A 21,287-nucleotide genomic window follows, 5' to 3' on the forward strand; every position below is an offset into this window, starting at 1 on the left:
TTAAAAACCCAGGTTGATACCAGCAGTGAGCACCCGCGGAATGGGCGTGGTGATGGCGCCGCCCCGCTCGGGGTCGTAGTTGTCGATGTGGCTCCAGGTGTAGAGGTTTTTGCCCTGCACGTACACCCGCAGCGACGACATGCGCAAGCGCGAGGCCAGGCCCGCCGGGAACGTGTAGCCCAGGGTAGCGGCCCGCAACTTGGCATAGGAGCCGTCTTCGTAGAGCAGCGTGGTGCCGTAGAGGGCGTTTTGCAGGGTGCTTTTCGAGAGGCTGGCGTCGGGACGGGGGTAGTCGTTGGAGGGGTTCTCGGGGGTCCAGTAATTCTGGCGCGAGCTGTTCTCGATGCCCTGGGGGTCGAAGAAGCCGTTGTACTCGTAGTTGAGCATCTGCCCGATGCGGGCGAAGAATTGCAGCGACAAATCGAAGCCTTTGTAGCTGACATCGGTGTTGAAGGAGCCGCTCCACTTGGGCACCGTAGAGCCCAGCACTTTCCGGTCCCCGGCTGCCGTAATGGTGTTGCTGCCATCCAGGTCGCGCACCTTAATCTGGCCGGGCTTCTGGCCGTAGGCTTTGGCGGCATCGGCTTCATTGGTTTGCCAGATGCCTACCTTCTCGTAGTCGTAGAACACGTTCACTGGCGAGCCGATAAACCAGCGGTTCGTCACGTCGTTACCCGACACGGTAAGGGCCGTAATTTCCTCCTTGTTTTTGAACCAGGTCAGGCCAGCATTCCAGCGGAAATCGTTCTTTTCCAGCACCAGTGCGTTTAGCCCTACCTCGATGCCGCGGTTACGGGTTTTGCCGGCGTTTTCGGTTACAATGGAATAGCCGGAGGTAGCGGGCAGCACGCGGTTCAGCAACAGGTCGCTGGTGCGGGTGTCGTACACGTCCACGGTGCCCGTAAAGCGGTTGTTCAGCAAAGCAAAGTCAAGCCCGAAGTTGAGCGTGTTCGACAGCTCCCAGCCCAGCGCTTTGTTGCCGATGCGGTTGGCAAAGGTGTAGGCCGGGGTCGACGATTCGCCGAAGGCAAACGGAATGCGCACCAGCAACGACTGCGTGGAATAGGCCGGAATATCGTAGTTGCCGGCCCGGCCGTAGCTGGCCCGCAGTTTCAGGTCCGTAATCGGCGTGAGGCCCTTCATGAAGTCTTCCTCGATGATGCGCCAGGCTACGGCAGCCGAGGGGAAGAAGGCCCACTTGTTGCCGGGAGCCAGCACCGAGGAACCATCGGAGCGCCCCGTGAGCGTGAGCAGGTAGCGGCTCTTGAAGTTGTATTGCACCCGGCCCGTGAAGGATATCAGCTTGCTGTTCACGTAGCCGCTGTTGATGCCGACCTGCTGGTTAGCATTGGCCAAGGCGTAGAAGCCCTGGTAATCCAACAGCTGGTTGCGGCCCTGGGCGTTGGAGTTCTCGGTGTTGAAGGTAAGTAGAGAGGTAACGCCCGTGGCCGTAATGGCGTGGTTGCCGAACGTCTTGTTGTAGTTCAGGATGTTCTCCCAGCTCCAGTTGGTAACGAACTCCGTCCCGTAGGCCGACTGCGCCACCGACCCGTTGCGGTCCAGCGTGTTCGAGCCTTGGTAAATACCTGTGCGGGCACTGGATAAGGTAAGACCGAGGTTGGAGCGCAAATTCAGGCTGGGCAGAATCTGGTAGCTGGCGTAGCCCGTGACAAAGGTGCGCGTGGTGCGCACGTTGTTCTGGTAATTGCCTTCCTGCTCGTCAATCAGGGGATTGATGAAGTTGCCGGCGTTGGGAAAGACCGACAGTTGCCCGTTCTCGTCGTAGGGCGTGAGCAAAGGGTTAATCTTGTTAGCCTGGTTGGTAGGGTCGCGGCGGCGGTCCTGGTTGAAGTAGGTGAGCTGGCTTTGCAAGCCTACCCGCACTTTGCTGTTGATTTCCTGATCAAGGTTGAAGCGGATGGAGTACCGGTTCAAATCGTCCATCCGGAACAGGCCTTGCTCGTTGAAGTAGTCGAAGGAGGTGTAGAACTTCGTCTTGTCCGAGCCGCCCGAGAGGCCAATCTGGTGCTCCTGCTGCACGCCCTGGCGCAGCAGCATATCCATCCAGTCAGTTCCCGTACCGTTGGCAATATTCTGAATCTCTAGCGGCGTGAAGATTTTGGAATCGTCGGCGGGGCCGGTCCAGGTGCCGGTGGTGCGGTTGGCTTCACGCTTCTGGGCTACATAGGCAGCCGCGTCGTTCACGCGGGGGTAATACACAGCATCCGTGATGCCGTAGTAAGAGTTGATGGTCACGCGGGGCTGCCCAGCCGCGCCCTTCTTGGTCGTGACGATGATTACCCCGTTGGCCCCACGTGAGCCGTAGATGGCCGTGGAGGCCGCATCCTTGAGCACCTCCATGCTCTGGATGTCGTTGGGGTTGATGTCCTGAATGGAGTTGTACTGCACCCCATCTACAATAAACAGGGGGCCGTTCTGGGCCGTGATGGAGCGATTACCGCGCACGGCAATGTTCACCCCCGAGCCCGCCGAGCCGCTGCTGCGGGTAATATCTACGCCCGGCAAACGGCCCTGCAGGGTTTCCATTACGTTGGCCGAAGGCACCTTCTTCAGGTCCTCTTCTTTCACCGATACAATGGAGCCGGTCACGTCGCTCTTCTTCACCTGCCCGTAGCCAATAACTACTACCTCGTCCAGCGCCTTCTCATCCGACTTCAACGATACTTTCAGCTGGGTTTGTGAGCCGACACTTACCGTTTGAGGCAGGTAGCCAATGTAGCTGAACGTGAGGGCCACATCCCCACCTTCCGGAACGCTCAGGGCGAACTTCCCGTCTCCATCCGTGGTAGCGCCAATGGTGGTATTTTTCACTACCACCGTCACCCCGGGCAAGGCTTCACCCGTGGTACCATCGAGCACTCGTCCCTGAAGCTGGCGGGTTTGCTGCGCCTGGGCAGCCACCGTTGTACCCAGCACCAGGGCACTTACTAGTAAAGCGTTTCTCATGGTGGGGAATTTTGATTGGTCGAAGAAAGAGCAGCCGGGCGCACCGAAGTAAGCCCTCACTAATGTTAGGCGAATACCCACCGCATTCTACCTAGCAAGGCCCTGATTATTTGCGCAATCGTTGTCGGGAACGTTGCCAATGCTGCCTGTCAGGCTTCTTCGTACTCTCTCTAACCCACCTTCCCTACCCCTGCAGCCCACCCCAACCCGAACGACCAACTCCTGCCGAGGCTGCTAATAATTGCACTTACCGAATATAGACTAGCCTACCGCCGCACCAGCCACATGATCAGGCTCAGCAGCAAGCTCACCAGCAGCATGGACACAATAGGTGCGTAAAACCGGAACCCCGGCCGCTCCACCCGAATATCGCCCGGCAGCCGCCCGAACCAGCCGAGCAGACTACCCCCTCCCAGCCACACAAACGCCCCGAGGGTCACCAGCACAAGGCCGAGGATAACAATGGTTTTACCGAGTTGTGGGGTCATGGCGGAGACTATTTTTTTGCAGGCACCCACTCCTGCGTTTTACGCAACGACTCTAATAGTGCGTATAGACGCGTCAGGCCGAACGCCCCTATCCCACCTCTGTCTTCGGCTTGTAAGCGCCGACCATCAGCATATACCACATGTAGCGTAATATAAGGCACATGGTTGAAACCGATGCGATACTCGCGGCTTAGCTTATCCGGTTGTAAATAGTTTAGCAATTGTACCAGTTGCTGTTGCGTAGTGTCAGCAAGCTTGGTTGTCAAGTCTTCGCACTTCTTCTTAGACTCGTCGAGTACTGGGTACTCGCAGGAACGGCACCGAGCTCTACCGTGAGGCTCCATCTGAATTTCAATTTCTTCTACATCGTGGTAGGCAAAATGTGAAGTGTACAGAATGCTATCTGGCTGAATGTTGCGCGTAGGGGCTGGATTATACTCGATCAAGCCCCCAAACCGATAAGTCAACAGAAACTCCTGCCGATCATTCTTGTCTAAAGGCTGCGTAATCAGGAAAGGTTTATCATAATCGGCGTATGAAATCAAGGCTTGTTGACCCTCATACTTGATGCGAACCACAGGGCAGTACCGGTAAAACTGACGGCTGAACTCTTCCAAAACCAGCCTATCTCCCATGTCAAGCACGCAGATTACTTTGCTCTCATTATCGTAATGGGTGCCGGTGATGAGTAGATCTTGTAATCCATTTCCATCGACATCTGCCTTTTCCCAGGCCCGCACTTTTTCTCGCTGATACAGTTGTTGCACCCGCTTGTCTTCAAAGCGAAGTCGGGAGTCTACCTGAAAATTCTTGTAATCCTCATCTAGCGACCTTACAACCTGCTGAACTGCGGCGTCAGTAATCAAATTAGCTAACCTCCCTTGTGCCTGAACATTGACAGTTAGTCCTGACAATAGCAAGAGAATGAATACGATATACGTGTTTAACATATAGCTAATTTTACCCCTTGTTATCAAACACCGGCTCTATCCTACCCTCCGCGCCTACCTGCAGGGCCGCCTCGTAGCGGTTGCCGGTTTTGGAGGAGATGAAGCCCCGGATGACGCCGGTTTTGCCTTTGCGCAGGAGCTGGTTCATCTGGCTGTCGGTGAGGGTTTTGCCGCCCCACTCGAAGGGCACGCGGAACTGGCAGTCCTCGCGGAAGCGGGAGCAGCCCCAGGCGCTTTTGCCGCGCAGCATCTGGCCCAGGCGGCAGACGGGGCACGGAATCTGGCCGGGGTCGGTGGCGGTAGTGGGCTTGCTTTCGGCGGCGCGCACCAACTCCAGGGTGTGCTGGGGCGTGAGTTTGATGGCCGCGCCGTATTTGTTGCCCGCATCATCCAGAAAGCCCTGCATGACTTGGGTGCGGCCCTTCTTGAGCAAGTCACCGACCTGCTTATCCGTAAGCTTCTTGCCTTCATACGAGGTAGGGAGGCGCAACTGGCAGCCTTCGCGCCAGCGCGAGCAGCCGAAAGCGGTTTTACCGCGCAGGACGTGGCCACTCCCGCAGGCCGGGCACGGACCTAGTGCACCAGGCACAGCCGGGGTAGCCGCAGCAGCGGGCATGGGGCGAGGGCTGGCGGCTTTAGCAGGGGTAGCGATTTCGGCAGAAGTTACCGTTACGGCGCGGCCCGAGCCGTCTTGCTTTACCTCGTGCACCATTTCGCGCACCAACTGCTTTAGCTCGCCCAGAAACTGTTCCTGGTCCAGCTGGCCGCTTTCAATCTGGCGCAGCTTCCGCTCCCACTGGCCCGTTAGCTCCGCCGATTTCAGGGTCGGGTTCCGGATCAGGCCGATGAGCTCGACACCCGTAGGCGTAGGCACGATCTTCTTTTTGTCGCGGCGGATGTAGCCGCGCTTGAAGAGGGTTTCGATGATGGCGGCACGGGTGGAGGGCCTCCCGATGCCGTTTTCCTTCATGGCCTGACGCAGTTCTTCGTCGTCTACGTTGCGGCCGGCGGTTTCCATGCCGCGCAGCAGCATAGCCTCCGAATACTCGCGCGGGGGCTGGGTCATCTTCGAGTCGAGGCGGGGCTTGTGGGGGCCGTTTTCACCTTTCTCGAACGCAGGCAGCACGGTGCTGACTACGTCATCGTCGCCCTCGCCGGCAGCTTTGGGGGCCGAGGGGGCCTGCTGCTTTTCCGGGTCGCCGTACACCACGCGCCAGCCGGGGTTCAGAATCTGCCGGCCTCGCACCCGGAAGGTGCGGCCCGCGGCTTCGGCCGCTACGGTTGTGTTTGACACTTCGCAATCGGGGTAGAAAGCGGCCAGGAAACGACGCACGATAATGTCGTAAACGCTGTGCTCGGTGCCGCCTAGGCCGCTGGCGCTGGCCCCGGTCGGGATGATGGCGTGGTGGTCGGTAACTTTATTGTTATTAAAGACCTTGCCCGACTTCTTGATTTTACCGGCCAGCAGCGGGGCCGTGAGGCTATTATACGCCCCTAGCCCACGCAGAATACCAGGGATTTTAGGGTACTGGTCATCAGGCAAGAAGGTGGTGTCTACGCGGGGGTAGCTCACTACTTTCTTTTCATAGAGGGCCTGCACTGTTTTCAGCGTGTCCTCGGCGGAAAGACCCAGCTGGTTGTTGCACTGCACCTGCAGGGAGGTCAAATCAAACAACGACGGCGGCGTTTCCAGCCCCTTCTTAATTTCAACGTTGGTTACCGTGAGGGGCACGTCCTTAACGGCCGCTAGGGCGGCATCGGCCTCTTCCTGGGTCACAAAGTAGCCACGGGCTTTCAGGCGGGCCTTTTCGTCGGGCTCGTCGTCCTCCTTGCCTTTCTTCACCACGGCTACGTGGCTGAACATAGTGCCGCGGTACTCCGTGCGCAGTACCCAGTAAGGCTCGGGGCGGAAGTTCTGGATTTCGTGGTAGCGGTCCACGAGCAGAGCCAGGGTAGGCGTCTGTACTCGCCCAATGCTGAGCACCTGGCGCTGGCCGGGCGCGTACTTCAGGGTAAACAGGCGGGTAGCATTCAGACCCAGCAGCCAGTCGCCGACGGCGCGGCTTTTGCCAGCCTGGTAAAGTGAGTCAAACTCCGAGCCGTCGCGCAGGTTCTGGAAGCCCTGGCGGATGGCTTCTTCCGTGAGCGAGGAAATCCAGAGGCGCTTGGTGGGCTTGCGGTACTTAGCCTCCAGCAGCACCCAGCGCTGAATCACCTCCCCTTCCTGCCCTGCGTCGCCGCAGTTAATAACTTCCTCGGCGCTGGCCAGTAGGTTTTTGATAACGGTGAACTGGCGCACTACCCCGTCATCGCGACGCATGAGCTTAATGCCGAAGTTCTCGGGCACCATGGGCAAATCATGGATGCTCCAGCGCTTCCACTCGGGGCGGTAGTCCTCGGGCTCGCGCAGCTGGCAGAAGTGCCCGAACGTCCAGGTGACCTGGTAGCCGTTGCCCTCAAAATAGCCGTCCATTTTGCGGTTGGCACCCAGCACCTGGGCAATTTCGCGGGCTACGCTGGGCTTTTCGGCAATACAAACTTTCACTACTCGCTGATTCAGATACTGAGGTAGCCGGCGCAAACGCCAGCAAGGAATCAACAAAGATACGCGGAGAAAAAGTCGGTTTTATGTGCGCAGTGTTGCCTGCTGGCTCAGGAAGCGGAGGCCAGCTCTACCTGGTTGCTGCTAGTGACGAAGTGGTAGCGCACTTCGTAGAAGCCCGTATCCAGCACCCGATCCAGCATAACCACGCTCTCAATCTCAAAAGGCAATCCTCGGGCTGCTACGCGCACCGGGTTCAGGCTGCGCTGCAAGGTAATTTCCTCGCGGGCGATGTGCAAAGCGGCCGTTTCACTAGCGGCCTGCACCCGCACGTAGAACAGGTTGGCCAGCGGAAACTGCCGGTGTTCCCGAATTTCACCGTCCCAATTATCAAAGTTGTCTAGCTCCGGGGGAAAGGTACTGGCATAGCGCTCATCCAGCACTTTCTGCTTCACGCGGTGGTAGGCAACGGGCGTATTCAGCCGGTGGGTGATAAGCTTAACCAAGTGGCTAACTTCCAGCTGGGGCCCTTGCTCCACCAAGCTCCCGCGGTGATAGAGCCCAAACAGGTTTTCCTGCTCGTTGTGGGTTACTACCACGCCGCTTTTGGCGGCCACCTCGTGTAAAGCCTCTTCGTAGAGGTGTGGGGCAGCGTAGAGCTGGCCCCAACGGTTGTCAGGGGGCAACAGCACACCGAACTCTGCCGGCGGCGTGAGCACCATAGTAGAGGAATTGTTGCCCTCGAAGATGCGGGGATAGAACTGCTTAAGCTGGCTAAAACTCAGGCTGGCTACCCACAGCGCCAAAGTTGTGCGGTGCACCCGGAACGTGCCTGCCTCACTGCTCACGTAGTAGCCAATGGAGGTAAAGCGGCTGGCCTGGTTGAGCGGCAGGGTAATAACCTGGGGCTCATTTTCGGCGTTCAAACCAAAAAAACACGGGTGTCCCTGGTCAGCTAATTGAAGAACGTAGAGCCCGTAAGGAATATATTCCTGGACTCCTGACAGCGAGGCACCCCGGTACTCCGCTTCTTGTTTTTTTACCTCACCGGCTAGTTGTACCAATGAGTCGTACGCAAACAGTTCCTCAATTTTTCTCAACCCATGCATGATAGAGACACTATTCATTTTGCATTATACGGCAATATATTATGATACTGCCGACTTTATACAATTAATAATGCAATATATAGTGAGTAAAGTTACATATATAACGGCATCACATATCATTTATAAATTTGTATATCAATACATTAGCAGGCTATACTGCTCGTAACCCCGGGAGAAATAAATGTAAGTAACTACATCAGTTTCGCTACCCAGTTGCTGTACCAGGCCCAACCACGATGGCGGGCGGCCCCAGTACGAACCCCTGTTGGCATTTGTAGCTCGGCCGTTGCCTCCAATTGCCAACCTTGTGCGTATAGGCGTGTTTTGGCCTTTTCTGCTCCTGATTCATGGCTTGGGTGTCTTTTCTGCCCGATTTGCTTCCCTCCCCAGCTACCAGCCTGAAGGCGGGGGCCCGTTATGGCTTTGCCTCGCTCGGGTTTGTGTACTTGGTTTTGGGCGGACTGGCCACACTGGCGGCGCTGGGAGTGCGCGGTAGCACAACGCCTAACCAGCGGGAAGTATTTGAGACGATTCAGCATATGCCCCTGGGTCAGGTTTTGCTGTGGCTGGTGGCTGGCGGGCTGCTGGGCTACGTAGCGTGGCGCTTGGCGCAAGCCCTGCTCGACACCGAAAACAAGGGCCTGAGCCTGACCGGTGTGGCGGTTCGCGGGTTTTATTTGTGTAGTGGTGTACTGTATGCGCTGCTGGCCTTCTACGCGGGTAAAATGGCTTGGTACGGTCGGCTGCCCCGGGAAGAGGATGCGGGCCGCTCCCTTCTGCAACGGGTGCTACACCATCCGCACGGCCAGGGGTGGCTGGCCCTCATTGGGGTAGTAGTGCTAAGTGCCGGCCTGCTCCAGCTGTACCGCGCCTGGTCCGGTAAATTTGACACGGACATCAACGGCCGCCCACTCACCCCGGCGCAACGGCGGGTAGTCTACCATATGGGCCAAGTGGGATACAGCGCACGGAGCGTGGTGCTAGGCATTATGGGCTACTTCTGCTTTCTGGCCGCTCACCACGCCAACAGCAACGAAATCCGAGACACGGAAGGCTGCTTCAACGCTCTTCAGGCCCTGGGGCCAGCCGCCTTGGGCACCGTGGCTATTGGCCTGGCTCTGTATGGCCTGTACCTGCTTATCCAGGCCCGGTTTCCGAGGTTGGGCAATGTATAGCCGCGCGCTACCCTCCACCAAATGGCCTTGTAGCTGAGCCGCTGCTTACTCGGCTGCTTTCCGCTGCATGCGTACCGTGGCCACGCACCGCAGTCCCAACCAGCTTTGGGGCCCCTGATACAGCTGGCGCGCTTGCAGCGTAAGCCCCTGTACGGAGCTTCGGTACGAGCCACCCTTGGCCACGCCTTTAGTAGCCGTCAGTTCGGCCACATTGCCGATAATCTGCTGCAAGCCAACTCCGTTTGGCGGCCCGGCGGTGGTAAGCTGTAACGGAAACAGCTGCTTTGGCGGGGGGCAGGTAAATACTTGGTTGCTGCCGGCCAGGTAATAGTTTTCCCGCAGGTTGAAGGGCAGTTCGTAGACTACCTCGGTGGCTGGATGTGGTAGCTGTTGCGCCTCCAGGCAAGCCAGCAGGTTGTCGGCCTGGGCTAGCTTCTGGCCTTTAGGCTTGCGGGCCGGCCGGGTTTGCACTACCTCAAACGGCCGGCTACCTGCCCCCCCCCCCCCCGGCCGCCGCCTGCTCCCACTCGGCTTCGGTAGGCAGGCGGTATTCCACCCTGACCGTATACGCGCACAGCTCGGGATGCTGCTTCCGAAAGTCTGGACCCTGAAAGTAGGCCTGGTTCACAACGGCGCTCCGCCACCGGCAATAGGCCTGGGCCTGCTCATAGCTGATGTTAGTAGCCGGGTAATACCGGTACCCGGCGCCCGGAAGTACGACTGCGGTGCCTGGGCCTGCTCGGGGTCAACGATGGGGTGCCACCCGGTCGAGTCGGGCAGTTGGCTCTGGTAGAATGCCAGGGTCGAGTCGCGCCGGATGAAGTGCAGGTACTCCAGCCAATGAATATTGGCTACCTCCGTTTCATCGACAAATAGATTTTCGGCTACCCGCACCGTACCGGGCGGCTCCGGCAGCAGGGGCGTGGTTCTGGTTGAGCGGCTTGCTTGCGCCCATCCTGTTACTGGCAGGAGCACTGCCAGCAGGCAACTCACCTGGCTTTTCTTCATAGTAAGTTATGCACTTAATGCAGCCCCCCGGGCCAGTCCCGGACTTTAGCAGCAAGGGTAGCCAAAGATACCCCTGGTCCGCTTCCTCCCAAGGAAAAACGTCAGCCCAGGTTTCGGCGAAACCACTGTCCGTTGCGTATCCTTTTCAAATTCGTTGCTCAGAGCTGTATGTGGTGGATGTTTTCGTTGCTGGCCGCATTGTCAGCCGCTGTGGTAGTTACGCTTTCCAAGGTTGGCGTCAAGAATATTGAAGCAAGCGTGGCGTTTGCCGTTCAATCGGTGCTGATTGTGGCCGTGGCCTGGGGCGTGGTGGCGTGGCAGGGACACCTGGGCCAAGTTGCCCAAATTGACCGGCGCACCTGGCTGTTTCTGGTGGCGGCCGGCGTCATTACCTGCCTTTCTTCGCTGTTCTCCTTTCAAGCCCTGAAGCTGGGGCTGGCATCGCGCACGTCATCCTTCGATAAGATTTCCCTGGTTTTCTCGATTCTGCTGGCCGTGTTTTTTCTGAAAGAAAAAGTAACCTGGCAGGTGGTGGTGGGCGCCGTGCTGATGGCTGGTGGGGCCGTGCTGATTGCCTTCACCCGCAGCAATGACTAGCCGGGCGCTTAGTAGCTGGCCAGCAGCAGCTCAGCCGGACCGTATTCTTCGAAATAGATGGCGTTCATCAGACCTGTTCTACCCTATGCGCAAGTCCGGCGCATAAAAAAACCACCGCACCCAATGGATGCGGCGGTTCCACACATCGAAAGCGCACTCCCCTCAGACTACGCCCGATGATTCAGTTGATGTTTGCATGACTTAGCTGGGCTGGTTTTGCAGCTCCTGCCCTTCCTTCTTGCTGCCCTTACCGTTGGGAGTAGGCCCATCGGTAAGAGTGGGCTTGTCGTCGGTGAGCGTGGGCTGGCCGGTTTCCTTTTCCAGCACTTCCGCAGCATGGTTGATTGCTTCGCGGCCGTAGATGTGCTCCAGTTCTACAATCAGGTCTTCTTCTACCTTCAAGTCCTTGAGCAGGCCTTCCTTGATGTCGTACACCAGCCCGTGCAGTCGCGGAGGTTTGGGCCCTTTGCGAGCATTCTGGATGATGTTGGTTTTGGCCAGGTTGCGCACCTGCTCAATAACGTTCAGCTCGACTAGCCGGCGCAGGCGGGCTTCCTCGTCGGCAATCCGTAGGAATTCCGTTTCGTGCACCCGGATTACGTCGCGGATGTTAGTGAGCCAGCCGTCGATGAGGCCATATTGCTTGTTGCTGGCGGCGGCAGCTACCCCGCCGCAGCCGTAGTGACCAACCACCATAATATCTTCTACGCCCAGCACTTCCACGGCATACTGCAGTACCGACAGCAGGTTGTAGTCGGTATGAATGACCAGGTTGGCGATGTTGCGGTGCACGAACATTTCACCAGGACCGGTGCCGGTAATGGCCGAGGCCGGCACGCGCGAGTCGGAGCAGCCGATGAACAGGTATTTAGGCTGTTGGCCGTTAGCGAGGCGGTTGAAGAAGTCCGGGTCCTGGGCTCGTTTTCCCTCAACCCATTTGCGGTTATTTTCCAGAATTGGCTCGATGCCTTTCATACGTGGGGAATTGGTGAGTTAAAAGATGTGACGTGCGGTAGCGGGTAGGGCAAGTGCAACTTGTTGCCGCCAGCGGCTCGGCCGGTGGCGACTTTGCGGCACTAACTTAGTGCCCCAGCACTTGCACCTGCTCAATACCCCGTAGCTCTACGGTAATACCGCGCTCCGGGGCTGAAAGTCGGAAGTTCTCAATGGCTTCCAGCACATCATAGTCAATAAACGAGGAATCGGAGCCATCAATGAGTACGTGCGACTCCCGCGGCAATTCGTTCAGCAGCTTTACAATACTGGCCTTGTTCAAGAACGTGACTTGCTCCGACAATTTTAGGTGCAATGGGCCAGGCTGCTGGGCGGCCGGCCGGCTCAGGAAGTACGCCGATTCATAGTTGGCCTTCAGAATGTAAAAGATACCAACTACCAGACCGATGGTAACGCCCTTGAGCAGGTCCGTAAACAAAATGGCAATGATGGTGACAATGAACGGCAAAAACTGTTGCCAGCCCAGGTTCCACTGGGTGCGGTACAGAGCCGGCTTGGTTAGCTTATAGCCTACTACCAGCAGCACAGCCGCCAGGGCCGACAGCGGAATCTGGTTGAGCACAGACTCCAGAAACAGCAGGCTGGTCAGCAGCAGCAAGCCATGAAAGAATGCCGACAGGCGGGTTTGACCACCGGCATTGATGTTGGCGGAGCTGCGCACAATTACGGCCGTCATGGGTAGGCCCCCGAGCAACCCACTCACGATGTTGCCTACCCCCTGGGCCAACAGCTCCCGGTTAGGGGGCGTCACGCGCTTGTAGGGGTCAAGCTTGTCGACGGCCTCCACGCTGAGCAGGGTTTCCAGCGAAGCTACAATAGCAATAGTAAAAGCAACCGTGTAGGTAGCGGGGCGGGAAAAGGCCATCCAGTCGGGGGAGGTAAAGAGGCCCGTGAAGTCTGACCACGCCGTGATATTGGGCAGACTTACCAGGTGTTCGGGACGAATCCGCAGCACGGGGGCGGCTACATCGAGGATGTTGTTGAGGCCAATGGAGAGCACCACTACAATGAGGGCTCCGGGTACCAGCCGCAGCATTCTAACCTGCTTGCTGAGCACATTGTCCCAGAAGAGCAGCACTGACAGCGAAACCAGACCTACCAGGGCCGAGCCGGCGCTAATCCCTCGCATAGCAGCCTGAATGGCCGTGAAGGTGTTCCGCCCGTCAAACTGCAGGAAGTTCATATCCTCGAAGTAGTCGGCATCGGCCCCCACAAAGTGCGGAATCTGCTTCAGAAGCAGAATCAGGCCGATGGCGGCCAGCATTCCGCGGATGACAGACGTGGGAAAGTACAACCCAATGATGCCCGCTTTTACTGCCCCTAGCACCAGCTGCAGGCCCCCGGCAATGACGGTAGCGGCCAGTACGGCCTCAAAAGACCCCAACGTTTTGATGGCCGTCAGCATGATGGCCGTCAGGCCCGCGGCGGGGCCACTCACGCTGAGTTGGGAGCCGCTTAGCCAGGATACGAGCACGCCGCCTACAATACCGGCAATAATGCCAGCTAGCAAGGGTGCTCCTGACGCCAGTGAAATACCCAGACATAGGGGCAAGGCTACCAGGAATACAACCAGACCGGCGGGCAGGTCCTTGTTGAGCGTTTTCCAGGGCGAGGTAGGAACCCCAACCAGTTGTGAGGCAACCGACGTTTCGGAAACCGGGGTAGCTTTGAGCATATACTGAGGGGATGTGGGAGGAGCAGATGGGGACGGTACGCTGGGAAGCACTACTAACCCCAATGCAAGTCTACAGCCCTCTTGTTAAGACCTAATTAAAAGTCAATTAAAAGGGTATTAAAAACTTATTTATTTGTAAATCAAGCGAATAATAGCAACCTATATCGTTTTACTGCTCTCTTCATGCTAGATCACTGCCGCGGGCAGCACAAGGGTTACGGCAGTACCATGAGCGAGCTGGCTTTCCACGTGTACTTCTCCTTCGTGCAGCTCCATAATCTTGGCCGTGAGAGGCAGCCCAATGCCGTGACCAGGCACGTTGCGCACAGCATCGGCCCGGAAGAAGGGCACAAATACTTGCTGGCGGTCGGCCTCGCTCATGCCTACGCCCTGGTCGCGCACTTCCAGCCGGATCTGGGTCAGGGAGGCCGTGAGGGTAGCTACCACTGGCTCCGTGCACCCCACCGAGAATTTGCAGGCATTTTCCAGAATATTAAGGAAGGCCGACAGCAGCAGTGCCTCATTGCCCAGCACCCCGTAGGGCACTCGGCGGCGGTTATTGGCAGGTTCCCTAAAGTCCAGGTCGATGCGGCAGGTAGGATGACGGCGGTGCACCTCCTCGTGGGCCTGCAGCAGCAGTTCGTCGAGGCGGATGAGGGTGCGCGGTACCTGAGAAGGGTCGTCGGAGGCGCGGGCAATCTGAAGCAGACCGTTGGTAAGGTCCTTGAGCAGGCGAGCCGCGTCGAGGGTGCTTTGCAGCACCCGGCGGTACTCCTGGGGCGTACGCTCCTGCTGGAGCAGGGCCACCTCCAGTTGCCCGATAATGGCCGTGAGCGGGGTGCGCAGCTCGTGGGAAGCGTCGCGCACAAAAGTGCGCTGCCCGGCAAAGGCCGTTTCCAGCCGGTTTAGCAAGCTGTTGAAGCGCTGGGCCAGTAATGATACCTCGTCCTGACCGTCGGCCTGGGAAAGGCGGCGGTGCAGGTCGGAGGCCGTGATGCTGTCCACCTCTTGGATGATGCGCTGCATGGGCTTGAGGGCCTGCCCGGCAAAAAAGAACCCCCCGATGCCCACAATAACAAAGGACGCCAGCAGGCCCGATAGCAGCACCGTGAGCAGGTCGTGCATCTTCTGCCGGCTGTCGGCATCCACGGAGGAAGCCACCACCACGAAGTCGCCCCGCTCAGCGTCGCGGTAGAGCAGGCCCACGGTCTGGCGGTAGTCGTCCTCCAGCAGCACCTCCCGGCCATCTTCGCGCACTGACCGCAGCAGCTCCTGCGGAATCTGCTCGCGCCCGTCGCGCCCTTCTTTGAATACTACCCGGTTATGAGCGTCGAACACGCGTACCTCCTCCTCGGGTAGCGTCCGGTAGAACTGCCGCAGGTAGCGCCGGTAGGAAGCCCGGCTTTCCTCGTCGGCGCGGTTGGTGCCATCCAGGTACACGTGGGCCACGATGCGGGCCCGGGCAAACAGGCTTTCACTGAAAAACTCCCGCCGCGAGTGGTACGTGAAGTAGTAGATGACCAGCGAGAACAGCAGCAGCGTCACGGCCAGAATTAGGGCGAACTGCAACGTGAGGCGGGTGCGGATAGTCATGCTGGAAAGAATAAGGAGTAAGGAAGCAGGAATACGCCAGCCGCAGAATCGGATAAGCAACAGATGCGGTAGAACAGCCGGCAGCGTGGGAGTACCATTCTAGCACAAGGCGCACGGGAACTGCCTCCCGGACTGGGCGAAGCATTCCGTGCGCCTCGCGCCGAACTGCTCCTCTCCTTCCTCAGGCTTTCTTTCTCATTGCACTCACGCGTCCTCCTTCATCACGTAGCCCATGCCCACCAGCGTATGAATGAGCTTGGGCGTGAAGTCCTTGTCGAGCTTTTTACGCAGGAAGTTGATGTACACGTCAATGACGTTGGAGCCTGTATCGAAGGATGTTTCCCAGACGTGCTCCAGAATATCCACCCGCGACACGACCCGGTTCTGGTTGCGCAGCAAGTACTCCAGCAGGGCAAACTCGCGGGCGGTGAGCTGCACTACCTGCCCGGCCCGCTGCACTACCTTCCGGACGGGGTCCAGGGTCAGGTCGGCCAGGCGTAGCACGGCCTCGGCGGCGGGGGCCTCGTGGCGGCGGCGGGTGAGGGCGCGGATGCGGGCCAGCAGCTCCTGGAAGGCGAAGGGCTTGACCAGGTAGTCATCGGCACCCGCATCGAGGCCCCGGATTTTATCATCGGTTTCGCCCAGGGCCGTGAGCATCAGAATCGGCACACTGGTATCCTGGGCCCGCACCTGCCGGCACACCTCCAGCCCGCTCAGGCCGGGCAGCAGCGTGTCAAGAATGAGCAGGTCGTAGCCTCCGGCCTGGGCCAGGCGCAGACCCAGTAGTCCATCGGCGGCCAAGTCAACGGTGTGATGTTGCTCCGTGAGGCCCTGATGCAGAAAGGAGGCCACTTTGGGTTCGTCTTCAACCAGCAAAATCTTCATGGGCAGGCTATACGCGGATTAGAGCCGGCAAGGTAGCGCCTGCTCCGGTAAGGAAAGAAAATGGCGCCTTCTGTAACCCCTTCACAGGGAAGTACGTTGCCTGCATCAATGCAAATAATTATAGAAATAATTTAAATATCCCTTGACTTTACAACTTCAATCCAATACGTTTATGGAAATATTCAATGCTACGCCTATGTAAGCCCCGCTGTTTTTACCTCCTTTCTTCACTGCTTGCCAGTAGCTGCTTTCTCCCGCTTCATCTCTCCCCGCTGCGCTATGCTGTCTATGCTTCGCCGTTTCGGCCGCACTCTCCTATTGTCTTTGGTTTTGATTTGGCCAGTGCTGACTGGCTGCGTATCCCAGAAAAATCTGCCGTATCTGCAAGGGCAGAAATACAATACCCGCACGCCCGTAACGGCCGACAACGCTCCCCAGCGCTACCGCATTCAGCCCGGTGATGTGCTCAGCATCCGGGTGCAGAGCGTGCAACCGCAGCTCAACGATATCTTTAATACCGTGGACACCCGGGCCGTGTTCAACGGGGACCCGGGCAACCTCTACCTGACGGGTTACTCCGTAGACGATGCCGGCACTATTAACCTACCTACCGTGGGCAAACTCAAGGTAGGTGGCCTCACGGTGGAAGAAACCCAGGCCGCGGCCCAGCAGCAGGTAGCCCGCTACGTGCGCGACGCCAATGTGCTGGTGAAGCTGCTCTCCTTCAAAGTAACCGTGCTGGGCGAGGTTCGCGCGCCCGGCCGCTACTTCGTCTATAACGCCCAGTGCACCGTGCTCGAAGGCCTGGGCCTGGCCGGCGACCTAACTGAGTTCGGCAACCGCCGCAACGTGAAGCTGATCCGGCAGACGATAAAGGGCTCAGAAGTAGTCCTGCTCGACCTGACCGACCCCGCCCTGCTCACCTCGCCCTACTTCTACCTGCTGCCCAACGATGCCCTGTACGTGGAGCCTCTGAAAGCCCGCGCCGACCGGGGCAACGCGGGCAACCTAGCCCTGGTTTTCTCAGGCATTTCGGCCGTAGTGCTGATTCTCAACTACCTGAAAGTTTTTTAACCCTGCCGCCCTGCCGCGCCTCCTCTCATCCTAATCCTCTATCGGAATGGAACCACGTCCGCACACATCCACCGATGAACTCGACCTGCACGAGCTGTTTTTCCGCTTGCGCCAGCGCTGGCCTCTGTTTCTGGGGTCGTTGCTGCTGGCGGGCCTGCTGGCCTTTCTCTACCTGCGGGTAAAAGAGCCGGTATACGCTTTCCGGGCCACCATGCTGCTCGGCGACCAGGGCACCGGCTCCAAGCAAGCGCAGGAGCTGCTCAAAATTCTGGAGGTGAAGGAGAAAGGCACTAAGATGGAGGACGAAATCGGGCTGCTGACCTCCGCCGACATGGTGGGCCAGGCCTTGCAGCGCCTGCCCTTCAACGTGGCGTACTACGCCGCCCCTACTACCTGGCTGAACACGTTCAAGGATGTGCAGGTGCGCGAGCGGGCCGCGGGCACAGTGCCGTTCCGGCTGGTGCCCGACCTGAGCGCCCCGCAGCTGGCGGGCGTGCCCATTTACGTGGAGCCTACCCCCGATGGCCGCTTCCACCTCCGGGCCGACGCCGATAAAGGCCAACTCTACAGCCTGCCTACCGGCGAGCTGGTACGGGAAGTGCTGGGCGTACACCTCAATGAAACCGTACGCGCCGGCGACACGCTGCGCCACCCCCTGCTCACGGCCGTGGTGCAGGCCGAGCCCAATTACCCCGCCGCCGGCACCGACGAGCACTACTACGTGGTGCTGCGCGACCATAACAGCCTGATTGGCGAATACATGGGTCACCTCTCCATCAAGCCCATCGACCGGGAGTCGCGCATTATTGAGCTGACCAGCAAAGGCAGCGTGCCGCAGAAGGAAACTCAGTTTCTGGACACGCTGATGCACAGCTACGTACAAAACGACTTGCTGGCCAAGAACCTGACCGGCCAAAAAACGGTAGCCTTCCTCGACAAGGAAATCGGCCACCTGTCGGACTCCTTGCGGCGCTCTACGGCGGCGCTTAGCTCCTTCCGGGCCGCCCGGGGGGTAGTAGACGCCGGGGCGCAATCGGCCCGCGGCATTCAGCAGCAGGGCGAGCTGGAAATGCTCCGGGCCAAGGTGGCCACCAACCGCAAGTACTACCAGAACATGCTGGCCTACCTGCGCGACACCCACGGCGGCAACCACATTGTAGCTCCCAGCAGCGTGGGCATCGAGGACCCAGTGGTAAACAACCTGATTCTGCAGCTTACCGACCTGAACAGCCAGCGCGCGGCCCTGGGCGTGAATGCCAGCGCCGAGAACCCCATGGTAACGGTGCTTGACGAGCGGATTCGGGTAGCCAAGGAAACCCTGACCCAGACCCTGGCCAACATGACCCGCGCCGCCGACATTGCCCTGCGCGACTTCGACGCCCAACTGGGCAAGGTGCGCGGCACCATGAGCCAGATGCCAGAAAATGAGCGGCAGCTGGCTTCGCTGAAAAGCAAAACCGACTTCAACGACAAAAACTACCAGTTTCTGATTGAGAAGCGGGCCGAGGCTGCTATTGCCCTGGCCACCAACGCCACCGATAAGAAGGTAGTAGACGCCGCCGGCATGCAGGGCGACGCGCCTACCGCGCCCAAGCCGGGGGTAGTGCTGCTCATTGCCCTGGTGGCAGGCCTGGCTCTCCCCCTGGGCGTTACCTTGCTCCTGGACAAGGCCAACCGCCGTATTCAAAGCAAGGAAGACCTCTCGCGCATTACTACCATCCCGATGCTGGGAGTAGTGGCCCACGGCTCCAAGCAGGACAAGGAAAGCATGCTGCGCGACCCCAAAGGCCCCATTGCCGAGTCGTTCCGCTCCATCCGGGTGAACCTGCAGTACCTGGCCGCCGGCCTGGACAAGAAGCTCATTGGGGTTACTTCCTCCGTGCCAGGCGAAGGCAAAACCTTCTGCTCCGTAAATCTGGCCGCGGAAATGGCCCAGAGCGGGCGCAAGGTGCTGCTGCTGGAGTGCGACCTGCGCCGCCCCACGGTAGCGAGCTACTTCCAGCTAGAGCAGGCCTGCGCTGAGCACGGCCTGAGTTCCTACCTGATGGGCCTGAGCACCCTGGAGGACTGCCGCCATGCCTCGGGGGTGCGCAACCTCGACGTTATCTGCTGCGGCCCCATCCCAGGCAACCCGACCGAGCTGCTGGAAAGCCAGCGCATGGAGGAGCTGCTGGAGCAGCTGCGCACTCAGTACGACTACGTAATTGTGGATACCCCGCCCACGGGCTACGTGTCGGAGTTTTTTATGCTGCTGCGCCACCTCGACGCTAACATCTACGTGGTACGCCAGAACTACACCGACCGTGGCCTGATCAGTCAGATCAACGAGCTGCACCGCGAGCAGAAGATCAAGCATATCTACCTTATTATTAACGATATGCATTTTACCAAAACTTACGAGTACCGCCACAAGGAGAAGGCCTACACCTACGGGTATTAGCCAGCCTCTGCCGCCGCTCCGCTTTTCCGCCCTGTCGCTTGCCGTCCCGCGGCGGCGGCCCGCTGCTTGCGGGCCGCCGCCGGAAGGTTCCCCCCTCTACTCCCTGCTCCGCTCCCGTACCTTTCTACCCGGATAGCCTCATGGCTTCTTCTGCTCCTAACTTGACCACGGCAGCCGTTCACGGCGTGAAGTGGACTACCGCGGCAACCATCACCACTTCCTTACTGCAAATTGGCTACACGGCCACCATGGCCCGTCTGCTGAGTCCGGCGGCGTTTGGCTTGGTGGCCCTGGCCGGGGTTATCCTGCGCTTCGGCTCCTACTTCGCCCAAATGGGCATGGAGCAGGCCATTATCCAGAAGCCCGACATTACCAGCAAGGACGTGCGGGCCGCCTTCACCTCTTCGCTGGGCCTGAGCGTGGTGTTTGCTGGCCTGCTGCTACTGGGGGCTCCGCTGGCCGCTGGCATTGTGCGCCAGCCCGAGGTAGTGCCCGTAGTGCGGGTGCTGGCCGTGGGCCTGCTCCTGACGGGCTTCAACGCCACAGCCCTGAGTTTGCTGCGGCGGCGCATGCAGTTCCGCACCCTGGCCCTACTTGAGGTGGTGTCCTACGTGCTGAGCTACGGCCTGCTGGGCATTGGCCTGGCCTGGCAGGGGTTTGGCGTGTGGAGCCTGGTAGGGGCTACCCTGGGCCAGGGCCTGCTGCTGACGGTACTGAGCTACGGGGCCGTCCGCCACGACCTGCGGCTGCTGTTCGACTGGGCAACCTACCGCCCGCTGGTGGCCTACGGCAGCCGCATGTCGGCCATCAGCTTCCTGGAGTTCGTGACGGGCTCCCTGGATACGCTGCTGATTGGCCGCTTGCTGGGCGCGGCGGCCCTGGGCATTTACAGCCGGGGCTGGCAGCTCATTGGCCTACCCGTGTATATGCTGACGACCAGCGTTTCCCGGGTGGTGTTTCCCTCCTTCAGCCAGGTACAGGCCGACCGGCCCCGGCTGAAGAACGTGTACCTCAGCAGCATTACCCTGATTGCGGCCCTGGTAATCCCCATCTGCGCCGGTGCGGCCGTAGCAGCCCCCGAAATTGTGCGGGTGATGCTGGGCCCGAGTTGGGGCGAGGCCGTGCCGGTTCTGCGGGTGGTGTGCGCCGCTTTCAGCCTGAGTATGGTGACCATGTTTGCCGGGGTGGTGTGCGATGCAACGGCCACGCTCACGCCCAAGCTGTGGCTGAACCTGGGCTACGTGGTGCTGCTCACCGGCCTGTTCTACGGTCTGAGCCCCTACGGGCTGCTGGGCGTGGCCGGCGCCGTAGTAGCCGGGGAGGTTATCCGGACGGTGCTTTACCTGCTGCTCATGCGCCGGGTGCTGGCCGTCACCACGGCGGAAGTGCTCGGCTCCTACGTGCCCGGGCTACTGGCCGGGGCAGCCGTAGCCGCCGGTATTGCCGCTGTGCGCCTGCTGCTACCGCCCGGCCTGGTGCCGGCCTCCGTGCTGCTGCTTGCGGAAATGAGTATTGGTGCGCTGCTGCTGCTGGGCCTGGCCGTGGGTATGCCGCCGGCGGGTTTGCGCAGCGTATTGCGCCGCCTGCTGGCCCGCCTGCAGGAAGGCCAAGCCGGAACGGGCCGGGTAGAACTGCTGCTGCGGGCATTTTCTGCCCGCCTCGCCCGGCTTGACGGGGAGCCGGTTCCCATTCCGGCTACGGCTCCGTCCGGTGTTCCTCTGCGCCCCCACGCTGCCCTATTGCCCGATCCGGAAACCGAACTAGCCTAGT

Annotated in this window: 17 protein-coding genes; 5 read left to right on the plus strand and 12 right to left on the minus strand. The window is 59.4% G+C overall.

Annotation, left to right across the window (positions count from 1 at the left end):
- The 5 genes from K3G63_RS08155 to K3G63_RS08175 all read right to left on the minus strand — a co-directional run bounded on the left by K3G63_RS08155 (position 1) and on the right by K3G63_RS08175 (position 7,873).
- Entirely contained in the window at positions 1–2,967 is a 2,967-nt protein-coding gene (locus tag K3G63_RS08155) for a TonB-dependent receptor (RefSeq protein WP_220613548.1), read from the minus strand.
- Positions 2,968–3,233: 266 nt separating this feature from the next.
- On the minus strand, positions 3,234–3,455 hold the full coding sequence (locus K3G63_RS08160) for a DUF2905 domain-containing protein (RefSeq protein WP_220613549.1): 222 nt from the start codon (positions 3,453–3,455) through the stop codon (positions 3,234–3,236).
- Between the two features lie 8 nt (positions 3,456–3,463).
- On the minus strand, positions 3,464–4,369 hold the full coding sequence (locus K3G63_RS08165) for a hypothetical protein (RefSeq protein ID WP_220613550.1): 906 nt from the start codon (positions 4,367–4,369) through the stop codon (positions 3,464–3,466).
- A 46-nt stretch (positions 4,370–4,415) separates the two neighbouring features.
- On the minus strand, positions 4,416–6,950 hold the full coding sequence (locus tag K3G63_RS08170) for a type IA DNA topoisomerase (protein ID WP_220613551.1): 2,535 nt from the start codon (positions 6,948–6,950) through the stop codon (positions 4,416–4,418).
- Positions 6,951–7,057: 107 nt separating this feature from the next.
- A complete protein-coding gene (locus K3G63_RS08175; RefSeq protein ID WP_220613552.1) occupies positions 7,058–7,873 on the minus strand; it encodes a hypothetical protein in 816 nt (271 codons plus the stop codon).
- A gap of 530 nt (positions 7,874–8,403) precedes the next feature.
- Between K3G63_RS08175 and K3G63_RS08180 the strand changes: the two genes are divergently transcribed.
- Positions 8,404–9,231 carry a DUF1206 domain-containing protein gene (locus K3G63_RS08180; protein ID WP_220613553.1) on the plus strand — a complete coding sequence of 276 codons (828 nt, stop codon included), beginning with the start codon at positions 8,404–8,406 and terminating at the stop codon, positions 9,229–9,231.
- 45 nt (positions 9,232–9,276) lie between these two features.
- On the opposite strand, the gene K3G63_RS08185 is transcribed toward K3G63_RS08180, so the two are convergent.
- The 3 genes from K3G63_RS08185 to K3G63_RS08195 are packed head-to-tail and all read right to left on the minus strand — an operon-like array spanning position 9,277 to position 10,239.
- The gene (locus K3G63_RS08185) at positions 9,277–9,702 is read right to left on the minus strand and encodes a formylglycine-generating enzyme family protein (protein WP_220613554.1); all 426 of its coding nucleotides are present in this window, start codon (positions 9,700–9,702) and stop codon (positions 9,277–9,279) included.
- A gap of 16 nt (positions 9,703–9,718) precedes the next feature.
- The gene (locus K3G63_RS23155; RefSeq protein WP_220613923.1) at positions 9,719–9,907 is read right to left on the minus strand and encodes an SUMF1/EgtB/PvdO family nonheme iron enzyme; all 189 of its coding nucleotides are present in this window, start codon (positions 9,905–9,907) and stop codon (positions 9,719–9,721) included.
- Positions 9,856–10,239, minus strand: coding sequence for a hypothetical protein (locus K3G63_RS08195; RefSeq protein ID WP_220613555.1), 384 nt, complete (start codon positions 10,237–10,239; stop codon positions 9,856–9,858). The genes K3G63_RS23155 and K3G63_RS08195 overlap by 52 nt, the downstream gene beginning before the upstream one ends.
- A 168-nt stretch (positions 10,240–10,407) precedes the next feature.
- Here K3G63_RS08195 and K3G63_RS08200 point away from each other — a divergent pair, with 168 nt between their 5' ends.
- Positions 10,408–10,836 (plus strand): EamA family transporter, encoded by a 429-nt coding sequence (locus K3G63_RS08200; protein ID WP_220613556.1) that lies wholly within the window; start codon positions 10,408–10,410, stop codon positions 10,834–10,836.
- 201 nt (positions 10,837–11,037) lie between these two features.
- On the opposite strand, the gene K3G63_RS08205 is transcribed toward K3G63_RS08200, so the two are convergent.
- From K3G63_RS08205 to K3G63_RS08220, 4 genes are all read right to left on the minus strand, one after another.
- The gene (locus tag K3G63_RS08205; protein ID WP_220613557.1) at positions 11,038–11,811 is read right to left on the minus strand and encodes a carbonic anhydrase; all 774 of its coding nucleotides are present in this window, start codon (positions 11,809–11,811) and stop codon (positions 11,038–11,040) included.
- Between the two features lie 106 nt (positions 11,812–11,917).
- Entirely contained in the window at positions 11,918–13,525 is a 1,608-nt protein-coding gene (locus K3G63_RS08210) for a SulP family inorganic anion transporter (RefSeq protein ID WP_220613558.1), read from the minus strand.
- A gap of 186 nt (positions 13,526–13,711) precedes the next feature.
- Complete coding sequence (locus K3G63_RS08215; protein WP_220613559.1) at positions 13,712–15,118, minus strand: HAMP domain-containing sensor histidine kinase; 1,407 nt, start codon at positions 15,116–15,118, stop codon at positions 13,712–13,714.
- A gap of 204 nt (positions 15,119–15,322) precedes the next feature.
- The gene (locus tag K3G63_RS08220) at positions 15,323–16,003 is read right to left on the minus strand and encodes a response regulator transcription factor (protein ID WP_220613560.1); all 681 of its coding nucleotides are present in this window, start codon (positions 16,001–16,003) and stop codon (positions 15,323–15,325) included.
- 279 nt (positions 16,004–16,282) lie between these two features.
- Here K3G63_RS08220 and K3G63_RS08225 point away from each other — a divergent pair, with 279 nt between their 5' ends.
- From K3G63_RS08225 to K3G63_RS08235, 3 genes are all read left to right on the plus strand, one after another.
- A complete protein-coding gene (locus tag K3G63_RS08225) occupies positions 16,283–17,077 on the plus strand; it encodes a polysaccharide biosynthesis/export family protein (protein ID WP_220613561.1) in 795 nt (264 codons plus the stop codon).
- Between the two features lie 46 nt (positions 17,078–17,123).
- Positions 17,124–19,517, plus strand: a complete 2,394-nt coding sequence (locus K3G63_RS08230; protein WP_220613562.1) for a polysaccharide biosynthesis tyrosine autokinase — start codon at positions 17,124–17,126, stop codon at positions 19,515–19,517.
- A 140-nt stretch (positions 19,518–19,657) separates the two neighbouring features.
- A complete protein-coding gene (locus tag K3G63_RS08235) occupies positions 19,658–21,286 on the plus strand; it encodes a lipopolysaccharide biosynthesis protein (protein ID WP_220613563.1) in 1,629 nt (542 codons plus the stop codon).
- Position 21,287 lies beyond the last annotated feature (1 nt).

This window comes from Hymenobacter sp. HSC-4F20 (assembly GCF_019599275.1).
GTDB lineage: Bacteria > Bacteroidota > Bacteroidia > Cytophagales > Hymenobacteraceae > Hymenobacter.

What these genes read in the sequence shown, in the direction of transcription:
- K3G63_RS08215 (WP_220613559.1), bottom strand. Translation starts at nt 15,118, where the DNA reads ATGACTATCCGCACCCGCCTCACGTTGCAGTTCGCCCTAATTCTGGCC.
- K3G63_RS08210 (WP_220613558.1), bottom strand. Translation starts at nt 13,525, where the DNA reads ATGCTCAAAGCTACCCCGGTTTCCGAAACGTCGGTTGCCTCACAACTG.
- K3G63_RS08195 (WP_220613555.1), bottom strand. Translation starts at nt 10,239, where the DNA reads ATGAAGAAAAGCCAGGTGAGTTGCCTGCTGGCAGTGCTCCTGCCAGTA.
- K3G63_RS08180 (WP_220613553.1), top strand. Translation starts at nt 8,404, where the DNA reads ATGGCTTGGGTGTCTTTTCTGCCCGATTTGCTTCCCTCCCCAGCTACC.
- K3G63_RS08205 (WP_220613557.1), bottom strand. Translation starts at nt 11,811, where the DNA reads ATGAAAGGCATCGAGCCAATTCTGGAAAATAACCGCAAATGGGTTGAG.
- K3G63_RS08230 (WP_220613562.1), top strand. Translation starts at nt 17,124, where the DNA reads ATGGAACCACGTCCGCACACATCCACCGATGAACTCGACCTGCACGAG.
- K3G63_RS08235 (WP_220613563.1), top strand. Translation starts at nt 19,658, where the DNA reads ATGGCTTCTTCTGCTCCTAACTTGACCACGGCAGCCGTTCACGGCGTG.
- K3G63_RS08225 (WP_220613561.1), top strand. Translation starts at nt 16,283, where the DNA reads ATGCTGTCTATGCTTCGCCGTTTCGGCCGCACTCTCCTATTGTCTTTG.
- K3G63_RS08200 (WP_220613556.1), top strand. Translation starts at nt 10,408, where the DNA reads ATGTGGTGGATGTTTTCGTTGCTGGCCGCATTGTCAGCCGCTGTGGTA.
- K3G63_RS08155 (WP_220613548.1), bottom strand. Translation starts at nt 2,967, where the DNA reads ATGAGAAACGCTTTACTAGTAAGTGCCCTGGTGCTGGGTACAACGGTG.
- K3G63_RS08220 (WP_220613560.1), bottom strand. Translation starts at nt 16,003, where the DNA reads ATGAAGATTTTGCTGGTTGAAGACGAACCCAAAGTGGCCTCCTTTCTG.
- K3G63_RS08160 (WP_220613549.1), bottom strand. Translation starts at nt 3,455, where the DNA reads ATGACCCCACAACTCGGTAAAACCATTGTTATCCTCGGCCTTGTGCTG.